This window comes from Paenibacillus terreus (assembly GCF_042138595.1).
GTDB classification, from domain to species: Bacteria; Bacillota; Bacilli; order Paenibacillales; family Paenibacillaceae; genus Paenibacillus; species Paenibacillus terreus.
This window is the reverse complement of record NZ_JBHIRX010000018.1, coordinates 47,071-64,764: the sequence shown is the minus strand read 5'-3', so window position 1 is coordinate 64,764 and position 17,694 is coordinate 47,071. Positions and strand designations below refer to the sequence as shown.

Genomic DNA, 17,694 nt, shown 5'->3' with positions numbered 1-17,694 from the left:
TGAGCACCTTGAAAGCGATTACGATCCTGCCATAGGAAAATACCGATAAAAGGCTTATTTGGCCTTCGGCACACTGTCCGTTCAGGCGGTCACAGGTGTTGTTGGCATGTTCTAACCTTCTTTCTTGGTTGATTGCTTTTCGATGATGTTTATACTGTACCGCAGTCTCTTTGGTGCATACCTTAAGAATCTCTAGATTTTTCTATAGATTTTTTGTTTTATGCAAACATATCATAACAGTTTCTGCGCCAAGAATAGCTCCCCGTTGGGAGGGAGTGAACGTTCATCTACAAACGGGGCTCTATAAGCTAACCCTTCCTCCAAATAAAGACGTACAGCTCAGCCTCTGCATTGATCTCAGCACGGTATCGATTAAGGATAATCTGCTCGACTGGCAGGGGGATGGGAGCCGAGTCAGAACCCTGCTCAGGAAGAGGCAAGAAGGAAACAAAGAAAAGGGGCCCCTGCCGCGAAGCGGCAACAAGACCCTGGAAGGGATACCTCTAATTGGTCGGTCGACCTTTACTTGCGAGCATGTCGGCAGGCAGCTCGAATCGGCTGTAACCCACCATCCGGAACGGACGGGTCGGCGTCGCCCAAGGAAGCGGGTATTCACCGTACAGTTGCCGCTTCGCCGCCGCGTCCCTCATCTTCTCGGACAAGCCGGGCAGCAAGCTTACCGTGGAGTCGCCCTCCTCCTGCTCGATCACGAATCGGCCGGGAATGGCGCGAACGGCGCGGGCCGACTCGTAGGCGCCGTTGGATACCAGTACAAAGCTTCGGCACGCCTCGATCGGCGAGAAGAGCGGCTTGCCCGGGGTCTCGATCGCTTTCATCAGGTTCAGATACATGTTGCGCATCAAATCGTCCGGACCAAACGCCAAATCTTCTTCGCCGTCCTGTGTGCGAATCGTCAGCTTGTTCTGGTAATCCCAATGCGCCTCCCCGCGCGTTCCGTACACGGCAATGGAAGGCACTTCGCTCGCTTCGTGGCAAAGCATGGCATAAAAATAAACGCTCGAACCGTTAGCCATAACGGCGCGAATACAGGAGACGTCATCCCCTTCGATGTCGTTGACGTGGTAAAGCTCGGCCTGCACCGATTCCGGGTACAAATCTGGGGCGCCTTCGACTCCGGCCGCCAGCAAGCAATTGTGCAGCAAGTGGGCGAACGGATTAGTGAACGTCCCGTCCAACACATACTGGCCGTCGTTAACCAGTTTGCCAGCCCAGCGGGTTCGGTCGTAGTACGAGCGCAGCCGTTTCCACATGCCAATGCCGACCACATGCTCCACTTGCCCGAGCACGCCGGAGTCGAGCCTTTCCAGCAGCGTTCGGAACGCCTGGCCCGACGTATTCTGGAAGTTTACCTGGCACAAGCGGCCGGTCTCCCTCCGCACGGCGATCATCTCGTCCAGGTCTTGAATCGTTATCGCCGGGGGCTTCTCCACCAGCACGTGAAAGCCCATCCGCATCACCTGGATGCACATCGGCTTGTGGGTGGGGATCGGCGTGACGATCACGACGAAATCGATGTCCGGATGAAACGTGAGCATCTGCACATAGTTCGTATAATGAATGGCCCCGAGCGCGGTCAGCTTGCCGTAAGATTCTTGATGAGCGCCGACATTCGGCTCCGCAAAAGCAATAACCTGCAGGCTGCCCTCTCCGGCCAGCTTCTGCATGAGATTCACATGCTCAACGCCGAAGCCCCCGATCCCGATCAGCGCGGTGCGACAAATTTTCACATTCCTTCCCTCCAAACCTATGGCTTGACAAGCCGGGAAGCGATCTCCCGGCCCGCCAAAGCCGCAAATACAAATTCATACGTGCTGCAAATAACGTTCCTTGATTAGCGCGAGCGCTTCGTCTCCCGGCATTTCCCATACTTGCCGATTGAAGATTTCCACCTCGATCGCCCCCGCGTAACCGGCCGCCTCGACGGCATGACGGATCCGGCGCAGCTCGATGACGCCGTCCCCCATCATCCCTCTGCCCATCAGCAGGTCGGGTACCGGCACGATCCAATCGGAGACGTGGAAGCCGAGTATCCGCCCTCTGGCCCGCTCAATTTGCGCGTACAGCTCGGGGTCCCACCAGACGTGGAACGCGTCGACGATGACGCCGACGTCCTGCGGGTCGTGCTGCTCCGCGAGCGTGTTGGCTTGTGCCAGCGTATTGATGACAGAGCGTTCAGCGGCGTACATCGGGTGCAACGGCTCGATGCCGAGCTTGACTCGGTGCGAGCGGGCGAACGGCACAAGCTCCGCGATTGCCTCTTCGACCGTCTTGCGGGCGAAATCGATGTCCCGGTCCGGCGCCGGTCCGCAAACGAGCACGAGCACGTCGGTGCCGAGCTCGGCCGCTTCCTCGACAGCGCGACGGTTGTCGTCCATCCGCTCTTTGCGTGCAGGCGCGGTGGCCGCCGGAAAATAACCGCCGCGGCACAGGCTGGAGACGCGCAGGCCTGCATCCCGCACAAGCCGCTTGCTCTCGGCTAGGCCGGTGTCGGCCACTTTATGCCTCCACAGCGCGATCCAAGGCACTTCGGCGCGAATGCATGCTTCCACGGCCTCGAGCATATTCAGCCGATCGGTCGTAATCTGGTTCAAGCTGAGTCTATCTATGGAACGAAGCGGTTCCATGCTGATCCCTCCCGGATTTCAAACATCGTTATAAATGATTACGGCCGAATACCCGCCAGCGCCAAGACAGGCTTCATCCGTTCGGCGGCAAGCTCCGGATCGGCCAATAGTCCGGCCCGGTCGGCAAGCACAAACAGCTCGGCCAAATGGACGATCGAGCGTGCCCCCTCCGCTCCACCGATCATACGGAAATGCGGTTGGCGGCCGTTCAAGTAGGCCATGAACACTATTCCCGTCTTGTAGGCGTACGTCGGCTTCTGGAAAATATGGCGCGACAAGGCGACAGTAGGCTCCATAATTGCCCCATAACTGACCAGATCGCCCGCGTCGAGCGCATGAAGCGCCTTGGCGGCGGCCGGTGCGATCGCATCGAATATGCCGAGCAGCGCATGGCTGTAACCCTGCTCATCACCCTTGATCAGCTCCGGGTAGTTGAAGTCGTCGCCGGTGTACATCTTGACGCCTTCCGGCAGTAGCCGGCGCATTTTGATTTCCTTGCCGGCATCGAGCAGTGAGATTTTAATCCCGTCGATCTTGTCCGCGTTTGCCCGAATGACGCGCAGACAAACGTCCATCGCCTCGTTCGGATCGTCCTTGCAGCCCCAATAGCCGGCCAGAGCGGGATCGAACATGTCGCCAAGCCAATGCAGGATGACCGGCTGTTTCACCTGCCCCAAAATCCGCCCATACACCCGCTCGTAATCCTCGGGCCCTTTCGCGCAAGCGGCAAGCGCGCGGCTCGCCATCAGAATGACTTGACCGCCCTCGCCCTCGATGAAGCCGACTTGCTCTTCATAGGCGGCTTCCACGTCGGCGAGCGTGACCGACGGTCCCGGGAGCAGATGATCGGTTCCCGCACCGCAGGCGATTTTGCCGCCGACCGAGCGCGCTTCCGCGATCGAAGCGCGGATAAGCTCCTTCGAGCGGTTCCAGTCGAGGCCCATACCGCGCTGCGCGGTATCCATCGCTTCCGCTACGGCCAGTCCGAGCGACCACAGATGGTGCCGGTAGGCGAGCGTCGAGTTCCAATCGATCTGCGCGTGATGCAGCGGATCGGCGTCCGCAAACGGATCGCAGACGACATGGGCGGCCGAGAAGGCGATGCGGCCCGTAAACGGCTTGGCCGGCACGCCAAACGATCCGGCTTTGCCCGGAGCATATTCGTACAACGCTCCCCCGGCGCGGGGGAAGAGCAACGATTTGGCCATCTGTATTCCCCTCCTTAAGAGGTAATTAAAAAATCGGCTTTTGATCACGAAGTATAGCTATGAAGCTTACTCGACGTCGAATCTTGAATTCAGCCGGGCCTTCCGCTACTCACGTAGACTCACCTACGCTGCGTTGCTCAGTCCCTAGCTTCATCCAACCTTCTCGGTGCTGAAAAGCCGATTTTTTTAGTATTTATTTTTACAGGCTCAGCTTCGGCACGGCGATCCAGCGGCGTTCCTGCCACGACTGCAAGCTGAGATCGGCAAGCTGGGTGCCCTTCGCGCCTTCGAGCAGATCCCACGGAAACGGCGTGCCGATGACGACATGCTTCAAGAACATTTCCCATTGCACCTTGAACGCGTTGTCGTATGACGCGTTGTCCGGCACCTCCACCCATTGGTCACGGAACTGAAACGGGTTCGGAATGTCCGGATTCCATACCGGCTTCGGCGTATTGACCCGATGCTGCGTCTTGCAGTCCCGCAAGCCCGCCACGGCGCTGCCTTCGGTGCCGTCAACCGTAACCGTGAGCAGATCGTCGCGGTCTACGCGCACCGCCCAGGACGAGTTGGCCTGCACGATAATGCCGCCTTCCAGCTCAAATATGGCGTACGCCGCATCGTCCGCCGTGCATTCGTACGGAACGCCCTGCTCATCCAGACGTTTCGGAATATGTGTAGCGGCAAGACAGGAAACAGCCTTCACTTCCCCGAACAAATTCTCGAGAACATAGCGCCAGTGTGCAAACATGTCGACGATAATGCCGCCGCCGTCTTCCTTGCGGTAGTTCCACGAAGGACGCTGACCCTGCTGCCAGTCGCCCTCGAACACCCAATAGCCAAACTCCATCCGCACGGACAGGACGCGCCCGAAGAAACCAGAGTCGTTTAAGCGTTTCAGCTTGAGCAATCCTGGTAAAAACAGCTTGTCTTGCACGACGCCGTTTCTCACCCCGGCCTCGGCGGCAATGCGGGCCAGCTCGAGCGCCCCTTTGAGATCCACGGCCGTCGGCTTCTCGCAATAAATATGCTTTCCCACGGCGATCGCCTGCTTGATGCTTTCGGCGCGGCGCACCGTCGTCTGGCTGTCGAAATAAATTTCATTGTACGGATCGGCGAGGCACGCTTCAAGATCGCTGCTCCAACGCTCGACGCCGTGGGCGGCGGCCAGCGCCTGCAGCTTGCTCTCCTGCCGGCCGACCAGAATCGGGTCGGGCATGATGACGTCTCCGCCCGGTAGCGCGACGCCTCCTTGCTTGCGAATCGCAAGAATCGAACGGATCAAATGCTGGTTGGTTCCCATCCGTCCGGTAACGCCGTTCATAATAATGCCGATGTTGCGAACTGCCATCGTCCACTGCTCCCTTCGTTTCGTATAACCGTATTGTAGTCGATGCAAAACCGCTTTTCTTACGATTCCGGGAACACGATTCTCAATTTTGGAAGCGAATTGTTCGAGCGAAAAACAATATCCCCCGCCGGCGCTTAGCCGATGGGGGATGAAGGGGAAATTACGTTTCAATCAATCGGCCGGTCGTCCGCTGATCGCATTCTTGTTCGTTTGATCGCACCTTTGTACGCTCGCTTGTCGGTTTGACCCGAAGGCTCCCTGCCTATTCGGCTTGCGCGGGCCCGTTCAGCTCCCGGTACGTTTTCGGCGACAGCCTGACGACAGCTTTGAACGACCGGTAAAACGTGGATACGGAGTCGTAACCGACCTCGAAGCAGATCGAAATAATGTCCTTGTCCGTTTCCGCCAGCAGCTTCTGGGCGACGCGGATGCGTACCTCGGTCAAATATTGCATCGGCGTCATGTCGTACCGTTCCTTGAAGATGTTGTTCACATGCCGCGTGCTGATGCCCAGCTTGGAGGCGATGTCCCCCGCGGTCATCGGATCAAAATACTTCGAATCGATATAGCTGCGAATTTTCTCGGCGCGCAGCCTGTTGGAGCTGGAGCCCGCTCCGGCGGCCTCCGTTCCGGCCGGACGAACCAGCAAGAGCAGCAGCTGAGAAAGCTGGACTTTGAGCGAAAGCCGGACGAGCGGCGACAGCTCCCTGGATTGCTCGAACAGCATTTTCCTCAGCAGCTGACGCAGTTCGCTCGCGGCAAACAATCCCGGCTTCATCAGACAGGAGGCCGGGAAATAGGCGTGGAGCAGATGCTCCCTCATATCCGGATCGAGCACCGACTCATCAAACGCCAACACTAGCAAGGTCAGCCTGAAGTCGGACATGACCGAGTGGACGGAATACGGCACGATCAGCGCCGTATCGTCGACCGCCAGCCTCCGTACTCTCCCTCCCAGCCGGATAGCGCCTTCTCCCTCCAGCACAAATAACAGCTGGTGCGTCTGGTGATAGTGCTCGGACACGAGATGCCCCCCCGTATGCTTCTGCTCGTATAAGTCTATCGCATTCATGGACAAGTCGATCCATTTAATCGTCACGGCGAAGCCTCCGTTTTTTGAAGCGTTTCAACTAAAGCCATTTTAGCGCGATCTGCGGCTTCGATACAACATTTTGAGTTATAATGTATTCAGTTCTGGATCATACCTCACTATTGAAAGGAAGGATATTATGCTTATAGAAGGCCAAGTTTGGCTCCATGCAAAGCCAGTATTAGCGATGCTTGCATGGAGTAATACTAATCGCTAACAATTACACTGGCTTTGCTGCTTGATTTTTACAATCAAGGAGGAAGCCTGTATGAAATATGTAAATGCAAAAGCAATTCTTCCCGATGCATTGCTTAAAGAGCTGCAAGACTACATCCAAGGAGGATATATCTATGTCCCTGCTAATCCTAAGCAGCGAAAACGTTGGGGAGAATTATCCGGTTATCGGAAAGAATTACACCAAAGAAATTGTAAGATATTACAAGAATATAGCAATGGATTTACTATTGAATATCTTGCTAATAAATATTGTCTATCTGTTTATACTATTCGGAAAATTATCTATCAAAAGTAATGGCAGGGGGTTGCAGAGATGCAACCCCTTATTTTATACAAAATACCACCGAAGTGTTTAGTATATTGAAATGAAAAAATACGACAAGTATCATTTAGAAGAGGCTCTCGTAATCGTATAATTAAAATTTTCTCGCTTATCCCTGAGCATAATATGGTATTTTTCAGTGGAGGTGGAACAGCTATGGTGGAGCATATAATAAAAAGAGCCGCAACTAAACTGCAAGAATGTCCATTCGTAAAAGGCATTGCTTTAGGCGGTTCCAGAGCTACAGGGACGGCAACAGAAACTTCCGATATTGATATCGGGATCTACTACGAAAGATCGATTGATTTTGATCAATTGAACAATATAGCAAAACAGTTAGACGATACCCATAGAGAAAACTTGATATGTCGTGAGGGAGAATGGGGAAACTGGGTGAACGGAGGCGGGTGGCTCATCATAGACGGATATCACGTGGATTTTATACTGCGCGACATGGAGAGAGTGAAAGAATGTGTTGCTCAAACAGACAGAGGGGTAATATCTTCTCATTATCAGCCGGGACATCCTCATGCGTATATAAATGTTATGTATCGTGGAGAATTGGCGTCCAGCAAAATTCTTTATGCAAGAGATCACGATATTACGAAGTTAAAAAGCCAAGCGGAAATTTATCCAGACAGTTTAAAAGAGGCCCTCATTTCTTTTTTTCTGTTCGAAGCTGAATTTTCCTGTTCGCTTGCAAAAAACTATTCGATGGATAATGATCTATATTACATAATTGGACACTTATTCCGATCTATATCTGCATTAAATCAAGTCTTATTTGCTGCAAACGATACTTACTGTTTGAATGAAAAAAAGGCGACTTTACGAATTGGCAGTTTTACGATAGCTCCCATAGATTATCGCAACAGAGTAAATAAAATTTTCTCTTTGGCATCTGAGGATATTATGATGTCCATCTATAAATTGGAACAATTATGTAATGAGGTTGAAAAAATGATTAATAGTAAACATAAAAAAGGAGTTAACTTGCTATGGAAAAAGCGATCTACTTAATTACAGGCGTCATGGCCTCAGGGAAATCAACGGTAGCGGAGCTTCTGGCTTCCAAATTGGAAAAAGGAGTTCACCTGCGTGGCGATGTATTCCGCCGCATGATTGTTTCTGGCCGTGAAGAGATGTCCGCTGAGCCGTCCGAAGAGGCAATCCGCCAGCTATATTTGCGTTATCATTTAGCTGCACAGGCAGCTAAGACCTATTATGACAATGAGTTTTCTGTTGTTTTACAGGACAATTACTATGGAGAGGAATTATCCCGTATGCTGGAACAGTTAAAGGGTTATACGGTCCAGTTAGTTGTGTTGTGTCCAACGGTTGAGGTGGTAAAAGAGCGGGAAAAATCGCGAGGAAAAGTCGGGTACACCGGCTTTACGGTAGAACAATTGTATTCTGATTTTTTACAAAATACTCCTAAAATCGGATATTGGTTGGACACCTCAGAACAGTCGCCGGAGCAATCGGTTGATGATATATTACTGCACTTTCGAACATATGAATAAATCCTTTGGATTACAGTTCCACGATTTCTTCTGTTAAGGTATGGTCACCATCTCAAGGATATGGAATAATAAAAAGGTTCCTGCTCTGCCGGAAAAAGCAGATCAGAAACCTGTCATGGATGAAATGATGCGGTCGAGAGGACTCGAACCTCCACGGGGGGTTAGCCCACACGGACCTGAATCTTGTATGCGATTCGGAACCAAGCGGAATATAAGTCAATGGAACGGAATTAAAAAACCGTCAAAAGCCTTGTGAAATCGGGGTTTTTGGCGGTTTTTTCGTTCAAATCCAAGCCCCGCAAGGGCTCCCGGCAATGCCCTAAAATGCGGCCGATTTTGGACGTTTGAGAGAACTCGGAGAGAACAACGACCAAACCAGCCCACTCCCTGCCATTGACAAATTAACGAAGCGACCGCTTCGGGGAGGTTTAATATGAGACACGCAACGACGATTACCGTCGCTAATCAAAAAGGTGGCACCGGCAAGACGACCACCGCCTACAATTTAGCTTACGCCTTATCCAATGAAGAAAAAAAGGTTCTGCTGGTAGATTTCGACCCGCAAGGTAATCTAACCTTATGTTTCGGCATCGAGCAGCCCGACAAGTTGGACGTAAGCATGTTCAACATCATGAACGCAGTCATGGGAGATGAGCCTCTGCCCTCCCCTGACCAATATCTTCATTCCCAAGGGAACATTGACCTCATCCCGAGCAACATTGAATTGTCGGTTGCTGAAATGAACCTTCGGGATGAGATGGGCGGCGAAAAGACGTTGGCCGCGCTGCTGGAGCCGATGAAAATGCAGTACGATTTCATCATCATCGACACAAACCCGTCACTCGGCTTGCTGACGATCAACGCGCTCGCAGCCAGCGATAGCGTCTTGATTCCCGTCAATCCGCAGCTCTGGTCGGCAACAGGACTTACGCAACTGTTAAACATTATCGTCAAGGTAAAAAAGCGGATCAACCCCCGCATTTCTATTGAAGGCATCCTGATGACGATGTGCGATGTTCGAACTAACTTGTACAAAGAAGCTTTCCGTCTGATTGAAGATTATTACGGTGATCGCATTCGTATTTTTGAAACGCAAATTCCCTTGTCCGTCAAAGTTGGTGAAGCAAACTTTTACAGCCAAAGTATCATGGAGTTTCATCCGAAGTCCAAAGTGGCTGGCGCCTATCAAGGTTTGGCAAAGGAGTTGATGAATCATGGCGGGTAAGCGCCCTGTTCCCAAACTTGCCAGCATCGACGAATTACTGTTGCTTTCGGAACAACCTTCAGAGCCTTCCGATCCCTCCGTACAGTCGGGAGGAATCCAATCTATTCCTATAAATAAAATCAGAATGTATAAAGATCATCCATTCCGGCTCTACGAAGACGAAAGACTGACAGACATGTCAGACAGCATCCAAGCAAACGGCGTTCTGGTACCAGTTATTGTTCGCAACATCGACGTGGATGAAAACGGCTGTGAGTTTGAAATGTTGGCTGGTCACAACCGGATGAATGCCGCCCAAATGGCTGGTCTCGATCACCTTCCCTGCATCGTCAAAGATCATCTTTCGGATGAAGAAGCGCTTATGTATGTGGTCGAGACCAATGTGTTGCAGCGCTCCTTCTCGGATATGCTCCCGTCAGAAAAAGCGAAGGTGCTATCTCTGCGATACTCCGACATGTTCTCGCAAGGGAAGCGCAGCGATATTATCACCGAACTCAAAAAGCTGGAAAACCCGCAATCCGACGAGGAAGATTCAACTTGTGCCCTAATAGGGCACAAGTTGAAAAGTAGGGATATCGTAGCCGCTGAATACGGTTTATCTAGAAATTCGGTTGCCCGGTTATTACGGATCGACCATTTAATTATTGAGTTAAAACGACGTGTTGATGATGCCGAAATCGGCATTTACCCAGCAGTCGATCTCTCCTACCTTTCTGAAGCCGAACAACGCCTGACCAACAGTATCCTTACTGACCACGGTTACAAGGTAGATATGAAGAAATCCAAGCTACTGCGAGAGTATTCTGGCAAGCTCAACAATGAACAGATTGTACGGATTTTATCCGGAGAGGCTACTCGCAAACCGCGAAGCAAAACACCGGCTCCTTTCAAGCTTAAACATAAGGTGTATGCCAAATATTTCTCGCCGCAAAGCAAAGCTTCGGAAGTAGAAGAGATTATCGACAAAGCGCTGGAAATGTATTTTGCCCATCAACGTCAACAACATCAATCCAAAGATACTGAGGAGGATTACCATGCAAACGAAGTTTAAAGACCTTGAGCATCATCAATTTTACGAAGGCATGATTCGCATGACCCACAGCCAGACGGATACTTACCGCCAAGCCTTGTTTTATTTACTTGGCTTGACGGAGCAAACCCGTTCTCACGTTCGCGACCTGTACGATTTCGATGAAAACAGCATTTGCCTGGAAGGACTTTATAAAGGCTGGCAAACGAGCTCCACCGTCAAATTAACCCGTCTGGCATTCAATTTGTACAACGGATACTCCGGGGACGAAGAGCGGGATGCCTCCCGAAACTACAGCCCGTACTTTATGTTTGATACCGGCCTGTTACCTTACTTTTTTGAAGCCGTCAAATTGCGTTATCCCGAATTTGCACAGTTTCGCTCTCATGATTTTGTACAACTTCCGTTCGGCGCGATGAAAAATCATGAGGAATATGATTTAGAGCACTGATTGTATTTCGAGAGGCAAGTCACCTAAGAAAGGAGGACCATCATGAGTCGAGCCGAACGGTTACAGATCCTGTATAAATCAGCCATCACAGACTTGACCCAAAGCGGAGAAGCTTGGACCGATTTCCTGACCTTCGCCGCTCCCATCTATAAGTACTCATTCGACAACATGTTGCTCATTTACAGCCAAAACCCGGAGGCCACCATGCTGGCCCCCCTGCCCGTTTGGAACAAGATTGGCCGTTATGTGAAGAAAGGTGAAAAAAGTATTGCCGTCTGTGATTTTGATCAAGACAACCTTGTTCTTAACCACCTGTTCGACATTACGCAAACAACGGGCAAAGTGCCGCCTGTACCTTGGAATCTGGAACAAATTGATCTTACGGAATTGGCCGGGCGGCTCTCCTCTTACGAAATAAACAATATTGCCATATGGATATCCAACATGGCCAAGGACGCCGTGACTTCTTCGATGGACGGAGTAATGCAAGACTGGACCCTGGATGTACAGGATCATTTTTTCGATAGGCTTCCTCCAGCGGGCTTTGAACAGCACATGCAGGACATCGTTCAAGATAGCGTTGTGTATTTTGTTCATCGGCGGTGCAAATTGCCGGAACCAGAGCAAATGGATTTCTCGACCATTATCCATTTCGATTCGTTGCCTCTTGCCGCCCGATTGGGACATCAAGTAACCACGATAGCCCGCGACATCCTGCAAGACATCGCCCGCCACGCAAAAATTCTTAATAACGAAAGGAGACTCTCACATGAACAGCAGGAAGCCGAACTTGAATTATTACGAGATCGACGGTCTTCTGTATCCCGACCTGCAAATCTCGAATCAGGCAGAAGCCGACCAGCAGCCGCTGGGCAAGTATGGGCGGATGGCGCTGAATTTCCTTCGCAATCACCACCCGCAGCGCTTCCTGATTCTCAAGATGCAAGGCAATCTGATGGAAAAAATGCTTCAAGTGGAACAGGAAGCCCACGCGAAGATGGAAGTATTGACCAAACAGCTTCTGAGACTCCATCCCATGCCGCAGACGGAAGACATCCTGGAGCGGACACGCCACCTCAATCAGATCAAATCAACCGCCGAAGAACTAGTCCTGAACGATATCATACTGAAACCACGATAACAACCTTCTCATCCGACTCGGAGCCGCCCACCAGCGGTTCTTTTTTTCTGCCCAAAAAGGAAGATAGTCAACAAGAAAAGGTCTCCGCCGATCACATGTTGGAACTCTTTCTGCAAAGCAGCAAAAGTGGATCAAAGACCAAAGAACGTGTCTATTCGTTCGTAACGGAACACCAGCCAGTAAAAGCGGCCAATCTTGTCCCGGTACTCAAATCTCTATATGGCATTGGCGGTGCCAGAGGTGAATTCGGAAATGGATTGCACGGTTACGACCACGACAGCAAAGGAATGCGCCTGGAATGGAGCAACGCTGACGGCTCTCATGAAACGGCATTCACCTGGAATAAAGTCGCTGCGACTATCCTTCAATTGATTCGGGAGGGACGTTACGACGAACGCTTCCCCCCTTTCCCACCGGCCGAAACGGAATGGACGCTGTTCGATTACGCTGCCCAAATCGAACATGAAGCGTCTGAGTCTACAGCACAGGACATCGATTCTGACTTTGTTTCAAACCACCAAGACTCCATCAACAGCGTTCCCGATGACATACCCGCTTCATCGCTTCCAATTGAAGCAGTCAATTTTCGCTTTAACCCGGAAAGCTCCCCGTATCCTTCCGGTCCAAAAGGTAAATTCAGACGTAATGTCGATGCTATTCGGCTGCTAAAGCAATTGGAGACGGAGAATCGTCTTGCGACTCCAGATGAGCAACAGGTTTTAGCAGGTTACGTGGGCTGAGGCGGACTGGCCAATGCCTTCAACCCTGCGGCTACCGGTTGGGAATCCGAGTACCACGAGTTAAAACAATTGTTGGACGAAACGGAATACGCCGCGGCACGAAACTCGACCATTACCGCCTTTTATACGGAACAGATTGTTATTCAGGCCATTCACGATGCTTTGCTCCGCTTTGGCTTGACCGACGGAGCTAACCGTAAACTGCTGGAGCCTTCCATGGGAACCGGTAATTTCTTTTCTGTTGTGCCTCCAGCATGGGAGACCGCCGAATTGCACGGTGTGGAACTGGACAGTATAACTGGCCGGATTGCTAACCAACTGTACCCTAATGCGAATATCCGTCTGCAGGGCTTTGAAACAGTGGATTTTGGGGATACCCGGTTTGACGCCATTTTCAGCAATATTCCGTTCCACAACGTTCGCGTATTTGATCAGCGATATACGAGAAGCTACTTGATTCACGATTATTTCTTTATTCGAGCACTGGACTTGCTTAAACCTGGCGGTGTTCTGGCTTTCATTGTCAGTAAAGGGACGATGGATAAACAGGATTCTAGTGTACGTGAGCTGTTGGCACAAAAAGCCGACCTGATCGGCGCCGTCCGTTTGCCCAATACGACCTTCCAATCGTTGGCGGGTGCCGAGGTTACCACTGACATTGTGTTTCTCCAAAAACGGGAACGCACCCTACAGCAACAAAACACGGAAATGCCCGAGTGGGTTTATGTTGATGCTACAACAGACGGGATTCCTTTAAACCGTTACTATCTCTCCCATCCCCATATGGTACTGGGGAACATGGTTTGGGACCGCAGGATGTACGGAGCAGAACGAGCGACTGCATGCGTGCCGCATGAGGGCCAAGAGTTGTCTGTCGCACTCGAACAGGCGCTTTCGACACTACAAGCTAAATTCACTGCGATGCCGGGTCTGACGGAAGAAGAAATGGACGTCCTTGACGAAGAGCCAGAACGAATTAAAGCTCCTTCCGGGATTAAGAACTTTACCTACGTCGTTCGAAATAATCGGATTTACTATTGCGAAAATGGCTACTTATTGCCGCAAGACATCAATGGCAAAAAAGCCGAACGAATTAAGGGAATCTGCACAATCAAAGCGGCATTGCTCGATGTTATTCAGATTCAAACCCGCGACGGCTATCCACTGGCTGATCTCGAACGAGCGCAGCAAGTACTTAATCAAGTATACGACCGTTTTGTTCGGGAACACGGAGCAATAAACGATCGAGCCAACATTTCTGCCTTTACCGACGACGATCAATTGCCGCTGCTTCGTTCCATCGAAGACCTAACGGCGGAAAAAACGTGGACGAAAGCTGCTATCTTTTTCCGACCAACCATCAGACCGCACCGTTTGCCTGACCAAGCGGAAACCGCATTGGAAGCACTGCAAATTTGCTTAAACCAGCGATTGAAAATCGACCTGCCCTACATCGCACATTTGTGCGGGAAAACTACTTCCGAAGTCCGTGAAGAACTCGATGATCGCATCTTCCTCAATCCGCAAAAATATACCGGTGACGAGGAAGAAGGCTGGGAGTTGGATGAAGAGTATTTGTCCGGCAATGTCAAAGATAAGCTGGCCTATGCAATGCTGAAAGCTCAGGAACATCCCGAGCTGTTTACCCGCAACGTCGAAGCACTAACCCGAGTGCAACCTCCTCCACTCATGCCGGGAGATATTGATTTTCGCATCGGCAGTCCGTGGATTCCCGTTCGTTATTATCGTGACTTCATGTACGAAACGTTTGGAACCGCCAAGGTGTTCCAGGCTAGTCAAACCATCGATGTGGATTACTTAGAATATACCAATACTTGGCGCGTATCCGGTAAATCGCTGGAACGGAATTCGATCAAAGTCAATCAAACCTTTGGCACTCCTCGTGCCAACGCCTACGAGATTTTTGAAAGCAGCCTGAATCTGCAAAGCATCACCGTTCGCGATCCGGTCACCTACCTGGACAGCAACGGGAACGAGCAAATCAAGTATGTCGTTAATGCCAAAGAAACGATGATCGCCCGCGCCAAACAGCAGCAGATGAAAGAAGCCTTCTCGTCCTGGTTATTTCGAGATAAAGACCGTGCCGACGACCTGTTAGCCATTTACAACAACAAGTTCAATACGATCCGGCCTCGAAACTACGATGGCGATCATCTCGTTTTTCAAGGCATAAACGAAGAAATGGAGCTGCGCAAGCATCAGAAAGATGTCGCTGCAAGAATCATCTATTCGGGCACAGCACTGATGGCTCATGAAGTGGGGGCAGGCAAAACAGCAGCTATGATTGCGGCCGGTATGTACCTGAAACGAATTGGTGCCGTGCAGAAACCAATATATTGTGTCCCTAACCATTTGACCGAGCAGTGGGCCAACGAATTTCTGCGCTTTTTCCCCGCCGCCAACATTTTTGTGACGACAAAAAAAGACTTTGCCCTCTCCAATCGCCAACGCTTCGTTTCACGAATAGCTATGGGAGATTACGATGCGATCATCATCGGGCATAGCCAGTTTGAAAAAATCCCGATTTCCAAAGAACGTCAGGAACAACTACTGCGAGATGAAATCCGCAACATCTCCCGCATGATCGAACAAATGAAAAAAGAAAAGGGAGACAACTGGAGCATCAAGCAGATGGTCGTTTTCGAGAACAATCTGAAATCCCGTTTGGAGCGTCTAGTCAACGAACGAAAAAAGGACGACCTGCTTACCTTCGAGCAGTTGGGCGTGGACATGTTGTTTGTCGATGAAGCGCATGCGTATAAAAATTGCTTCACGTTCACCAAGATGCGAAACGTTGCCGGCATCGGCAAATCCAGCAGCCAGCGCGCAACGGACATGCTTCTCAAATGTCAGTACCTGCAGGAAATAAACAATGGCCGAGGCGTCGTCTTTGCCACCGGCACGCCGATCAGCAACAGCATGTCGGAAATGTACATCATGCAACGCTACCTTCAGCCGCATCTACTGCACAAACTTGGCTTGAACTTCTTCGACAACTGGGCGGCGACGTTCGGGGAAGTCGTCACGTCGCTGGAGATCACACCGGAAGGCAGCGGCTACCGAATGAAATCCCGCTTTGCCAAATTTCATAATTTGCCGGAGCTAATGAGTATGTTTCGCTTGGTAGCTGACATCCAAACGGCGGATATGCTTAATTTGCCCACCCCACAATTGGAAGGCGGAAAAGCAACCGTTGTCGTCAGCGAATGTTCTTTCTTTCAAAAGCAAATGATGGACGACTTTGTCGTTCGAGCCGAGAAGATCCGAAACAATGAAGTAGACGCTACCGAGGACAATATGCTCAAGCTCACGCATGAAGCGAAGTTGATGTCCATCGATCCACGGCTGGTGGATGAAGAGGCTCCCTCTGATCCGACCTCCAAGTTGAACCGTTGTATCTCCAATACGTTCGACCTTTGGCAACGGACAGAAGCAGATCGATTAACTCAAGTGATTTTCTGCGATAGCGGTACACCGAAGTCGGGACAGTTTAACGTTTATGACGAAATCAAAACGCAACTCATCACACGCGGGGTTCCAGAGCATGAGATCGCCTTTATCCATGACGCAAATACGGATGTCCAGCGGGAAGCCCTGTTTGAACAGGTGCGCCGCGGCGAAGTTCGGGTCCTACTGGGTTCCACACAAAAAATGGGAACTGGCACAAACGTTCAGGACCGACTGATCGCCGCCCACCATCTGGATTGTCCATGGCGGCCAGCAGATATCACGCAACGGGACGGCCGCATTTTGCGACAAGGTAACCAGAATAACGTTGTCCAGATCTTCCGATATGTCACAAAAGGGACATTTGATGCGTATCTCTGGCAAATTCAAGAGCAAAAGCTTCGATATATCTCGCAAGTGATGACCGGCAAAAGCATTTCCCGCTCCTGTGATGACGCGGACGAAACCGTACTGTCTGCGGCAGAGGTCAAAGCGATCGCGACAAACAACCCATTGTTGGCCGAGAAAATGCAAATTGATAATGAAGTGACGCGACTGAAATTGCTGAAATCCAACTGGCATAATGAGCAAATGATGCTCAAATACAAGATCAAACAATATCCGCAGTTGCTTCAAAGAACAGAACAAGAAATCTCGGAACTGCAAGAAGACCTCCGTTTACTTGAGCAGTCCCGGAACAAACCGTTTAACATGGAATTGGACGAAAAAACCTTTACGGAACGTCCAAAAGCCGGTGAAATGCTCCTGCTCCTGTACAATATAACGGCCTTACAGCCTGATGAGTCACTTCGGATTGGGGCATATCGGGGATTTGAAATTTACCTTTCACGGCAGTCTATGTATAACATGCATGTGGAAATTCGGGGAGCGAAAAACTATCCTATCGATTTGGGTGATTCGGAACTGGGCAGTATTACTCGAATCGAAAATGCTATTGAGAAAATCCCCTTTCTGCTGCAAGCTGCCGATGAAAAACAGAAGGAATTGCATGACCAGTATACGGCTGCACAACAGGAGAAAATGAAGCCATTCGAATTTGAGCAGAAATTGCAGGAATTGGTGGCTCGGCAATCGGAAATTAACTCGGTATTGGAGTTTCAGGAACTGCAGGGACAGGAACTGATTACAGAGGATTCTGCAGAGGTAAAATCGGAACAGGAAATGGATGAGGAGTGTTACGGATTCGGGAGAGGGGATTAACGTATAAAAAGTGCCCCTCTCCTTTAGAACAGTTCTTCTCAC

General features: G+C 50.7%; 13 protein-coding genes. 8 read left to right on the top strand and 5 right to left on the bottom strand.

The annotated features are described in order from the left end of the window. Window positions 1-503 precede the first annotated feature (503 nt). The 5 genes from ACE5KN_RS24915 to ACE5KN_RS24895 all read right to left on the bottom strand — a co-directional run bounded on the left by ACE5KN_RS24915 (window position 504) and on the right by ACE5KN_RS24895 (window position 6,303). Entirely contained in the window at window positions 504-1,748 is a 1,245-nt protein-coding gene (locus ACE5KN_RS24915; protein WP_375527420.1) for a Gfo/Idh/MocA family protein, read from the bottom strand. Window positions 1,749-1,823: 75 nt separating this feature from the next. Beyond that, window positions 1,824-2,645: a sugar phosphate isomerase/epimerase family protein gene (locus tag ACE5KN_RS24910; protein ID WP_375527419.1), complete on the bottom strand. Its 822-nt coding sequence runs from the start codon at window positions 2,643-2,645 to the stop codon at window positions 1,824-1,826. A 38-nt stretch (window positions 2,646-2,683) separates the two neighbouring features. After that, window positions 2,684-3,853, bottom strand: a complete 1,170-nt coding sequence (locus tag ACE5KN_RS24905; RefSeq protein WP_375527418.1) for a dihydrodipicolinate synthase family protein — start codon at window positions 3,851-3,853, stop codon at window positions 2,684-2,686. Window positions 3,854-4,052: 199 nt separating this feature from the next. Beyond that, window positions 4,053-5,204, bottom strand: coding sequence for a Gfo/Idh/MocA family protein (locus ACE5KN_RS24900; RefSeq protein ID WP_375527417.1), 1,152 nt, complete (start codon window positions 5,202-5,204; stop codon window positions 4,053-4,055). Between the two features lie 262 nt (window positions 5,205-5,466). After that, window positions 5,467-6,303, bottom strand: coding sequence for a helix-turn-helix transcriptional regulator (locus ACE5KN_RS24895; protein WP_375527416.1), 837 nt, complete (start codon window positions 6,301-6,303; stop codon window positions 5,467-5,469). Window positions 6,304-6,562: 259 nt separating this feature from the next. Here ACE5KN_RS24895 and ACE5KN_RS24890 point away from each other — a divergent pair, with 259 nt between their 5' ends. From ACE5KN_RS24890 to ACE5KN_RS24845, 8 genes are all read left to right on the top strand, one after another. Then, window positions 6,563-6,826: a CD3324 family protein gene (locus tag ACE5KN_RS24890; protein WP_375527415.1), complete on the top strand. Its 264-nt coding sequence runs from the start codon at window positions 6,563-6,565 to the stop codon at window positions 6,824-6,826. A 183-nt stretch (window positions 6,827-7,009) separates the two neighbouring features. Continuing rightward, entirely contained in the window at window positions 7,010-7,873 is an 864-nt protein-coding gene (locus tag ACE5KN_RS24885; RefSeq protein ID WP_375527414.1) for a nucleotidyltransferase domain-containing protein, read from the top strand. Next, window positions 7,852-8,376, top strand: a complete 525-nt coding sequence (locus ACE5KN_RS24880; RefSeq protein ID WP_375527413.1) for an AAA family ATPase — start codon at window positions 7,852-7,854, stop codon at window positions 8,374-8,376. The genes ACE5KN_RS24885 and ACE5KN_RS24880 overlap by 22 nt, the downstream gene beginning before the upstream one ends. 433 nt (window positions 8,377-8,809) lie before the next feature. Continuing rightward, a complete protein-coding gene (locus tag ACE5KN_RS24875) occupies window positions 8,810-9,601 on the top strand; it encodes a ParA family protein (protein WP_375527412.1) in 792 nt (263 codons plus the stop codon). After that, window positions 9,591-10,652: a ParB N-terminal domain-containing protein gene (locus tag ACE5KN_RS24870; protein ID WP_375527411.1), complete on the top strand. Its 1,062-nt coding sequence runs from the start codon at window positions 9,591-9,593 to the stop codon at window positions 10,650-10,652. Before ACE5KN_RS24875 ends, ACE5KN_RS24870 begins: the two co-directional genes overlap by 11 nt. Further along, window positions 10,636-11,082: a DUF6075 family protein gene (locus tag ACE5KN_RS24865; RefSeq protein WP_375527410.1), complete on the top strand. Its 447-nt coding sequence runs from the start codon at window positions 10,636-10,638 to the stop codon at window positions 11,080-11,082. The genes ACE5KN_RS24870 and ACE5KN_RS24865 overlap by 17 nt, the downstream gene beginning before the upstream one ends. Before the next feature lie 42 nt (window positions 11,083-11,124). Continuing rightward, window positions 11,125-12,963 carry a hypothetical protein gene (locus tag ACE5KN_RS31135; protein ID WP_445993926.1) on the top strand — a complete coding sequence of 613 codons (1,839 nt, stop codon included), beginning with the start codon at window positions 11,125-11,127 and terminating at the stop codon, window positions 12,961-12,963. A 69-nt stretch (window positions 12,964-13,032) separates the two neighbouring features. Then, window positions 13,033-17,652 (top strand): helicase-like domain-containing protein, encoded by a 4,620-nt coding sequence (locus ACE5KN_RS24845; protein WP_375527406.1) that lies wholly within the window; start codon window positions 13,033-13,035, stop codon window positions 17,650-17,652. Window positions 17,653-17,694: the final 42 nt, after the last annotated feature.

Coding starts and splice junctions, on each gene's coding strand:
- ACE5KN_RS24910 (WP_375527419.1), bottom strand. CDS start 2,645: ATGGAACCGCTTCGTTCCATAGATAGACTCAGCTTGAACCAGATTACG.
- ACE5KN_RS24905 (WP_375527418.1), bottom strand. CDS start 3,853: ATGGCCAAATCGTTGCTCTTCCCCCGCGCCGGGGGAGCGTTGTACGAA.
- ACE5KN_RS24900 (WP_375527417.1), bottom strand. CDS start 5,204: ATGGCAGTTCGCAACATCGGCATTATTATGAACGGCGTTACCGGACGG.
- ACE5KN_RS24890 (WP_375527415.1), top strand. CDS start 6,563: ATGAAATATGTAAATGCAAAAGCAATTCTTCCCGATGCATTGCTTAAA.
- ACE5KN_RS24885 (WP_375527414.1), top strand. CDS start 7,010: ATGGTGGAGCATATAATAAAAAGAGCCGCAACTAAACTGCAAGAATGT.
- ACE5KN_RS24880 (WP_375527413.1), top strand. CDS start 7,852: ATGGAAAAAGCGATCTACTTAATTACAGGCGTCATGGCCTCAGGGAAA.
- ACE5KN_RS24875 (WP_375527412.1), top strand. CDS start 8,810: ATGAGACACGCAACGACGATTACCGTCGCTAATCAAAAAGGTGGCACC.
- ACE5KN_RS24870 (WP_375527411.1), top strand. CDS start 9,591: ATGGCGGGTAAGCGCCCTGTTCCCAAACTTGCCAGCATCGACGAATTA.
- ACE5KN_RS24865 (WP_375527410.1), top strand. CDS start 10,636: ATGCAAACGAAGTTTAAAGACCTTGAGCATCATCAATTTTACGAAGGC.
- ACE5KN_RS31135 (WP_445993926.1), top strand. CDS start 11,125: ATGAGTCGAGCCGAACGGTTACAGATCCTGTATAAATCAGCCATCACA.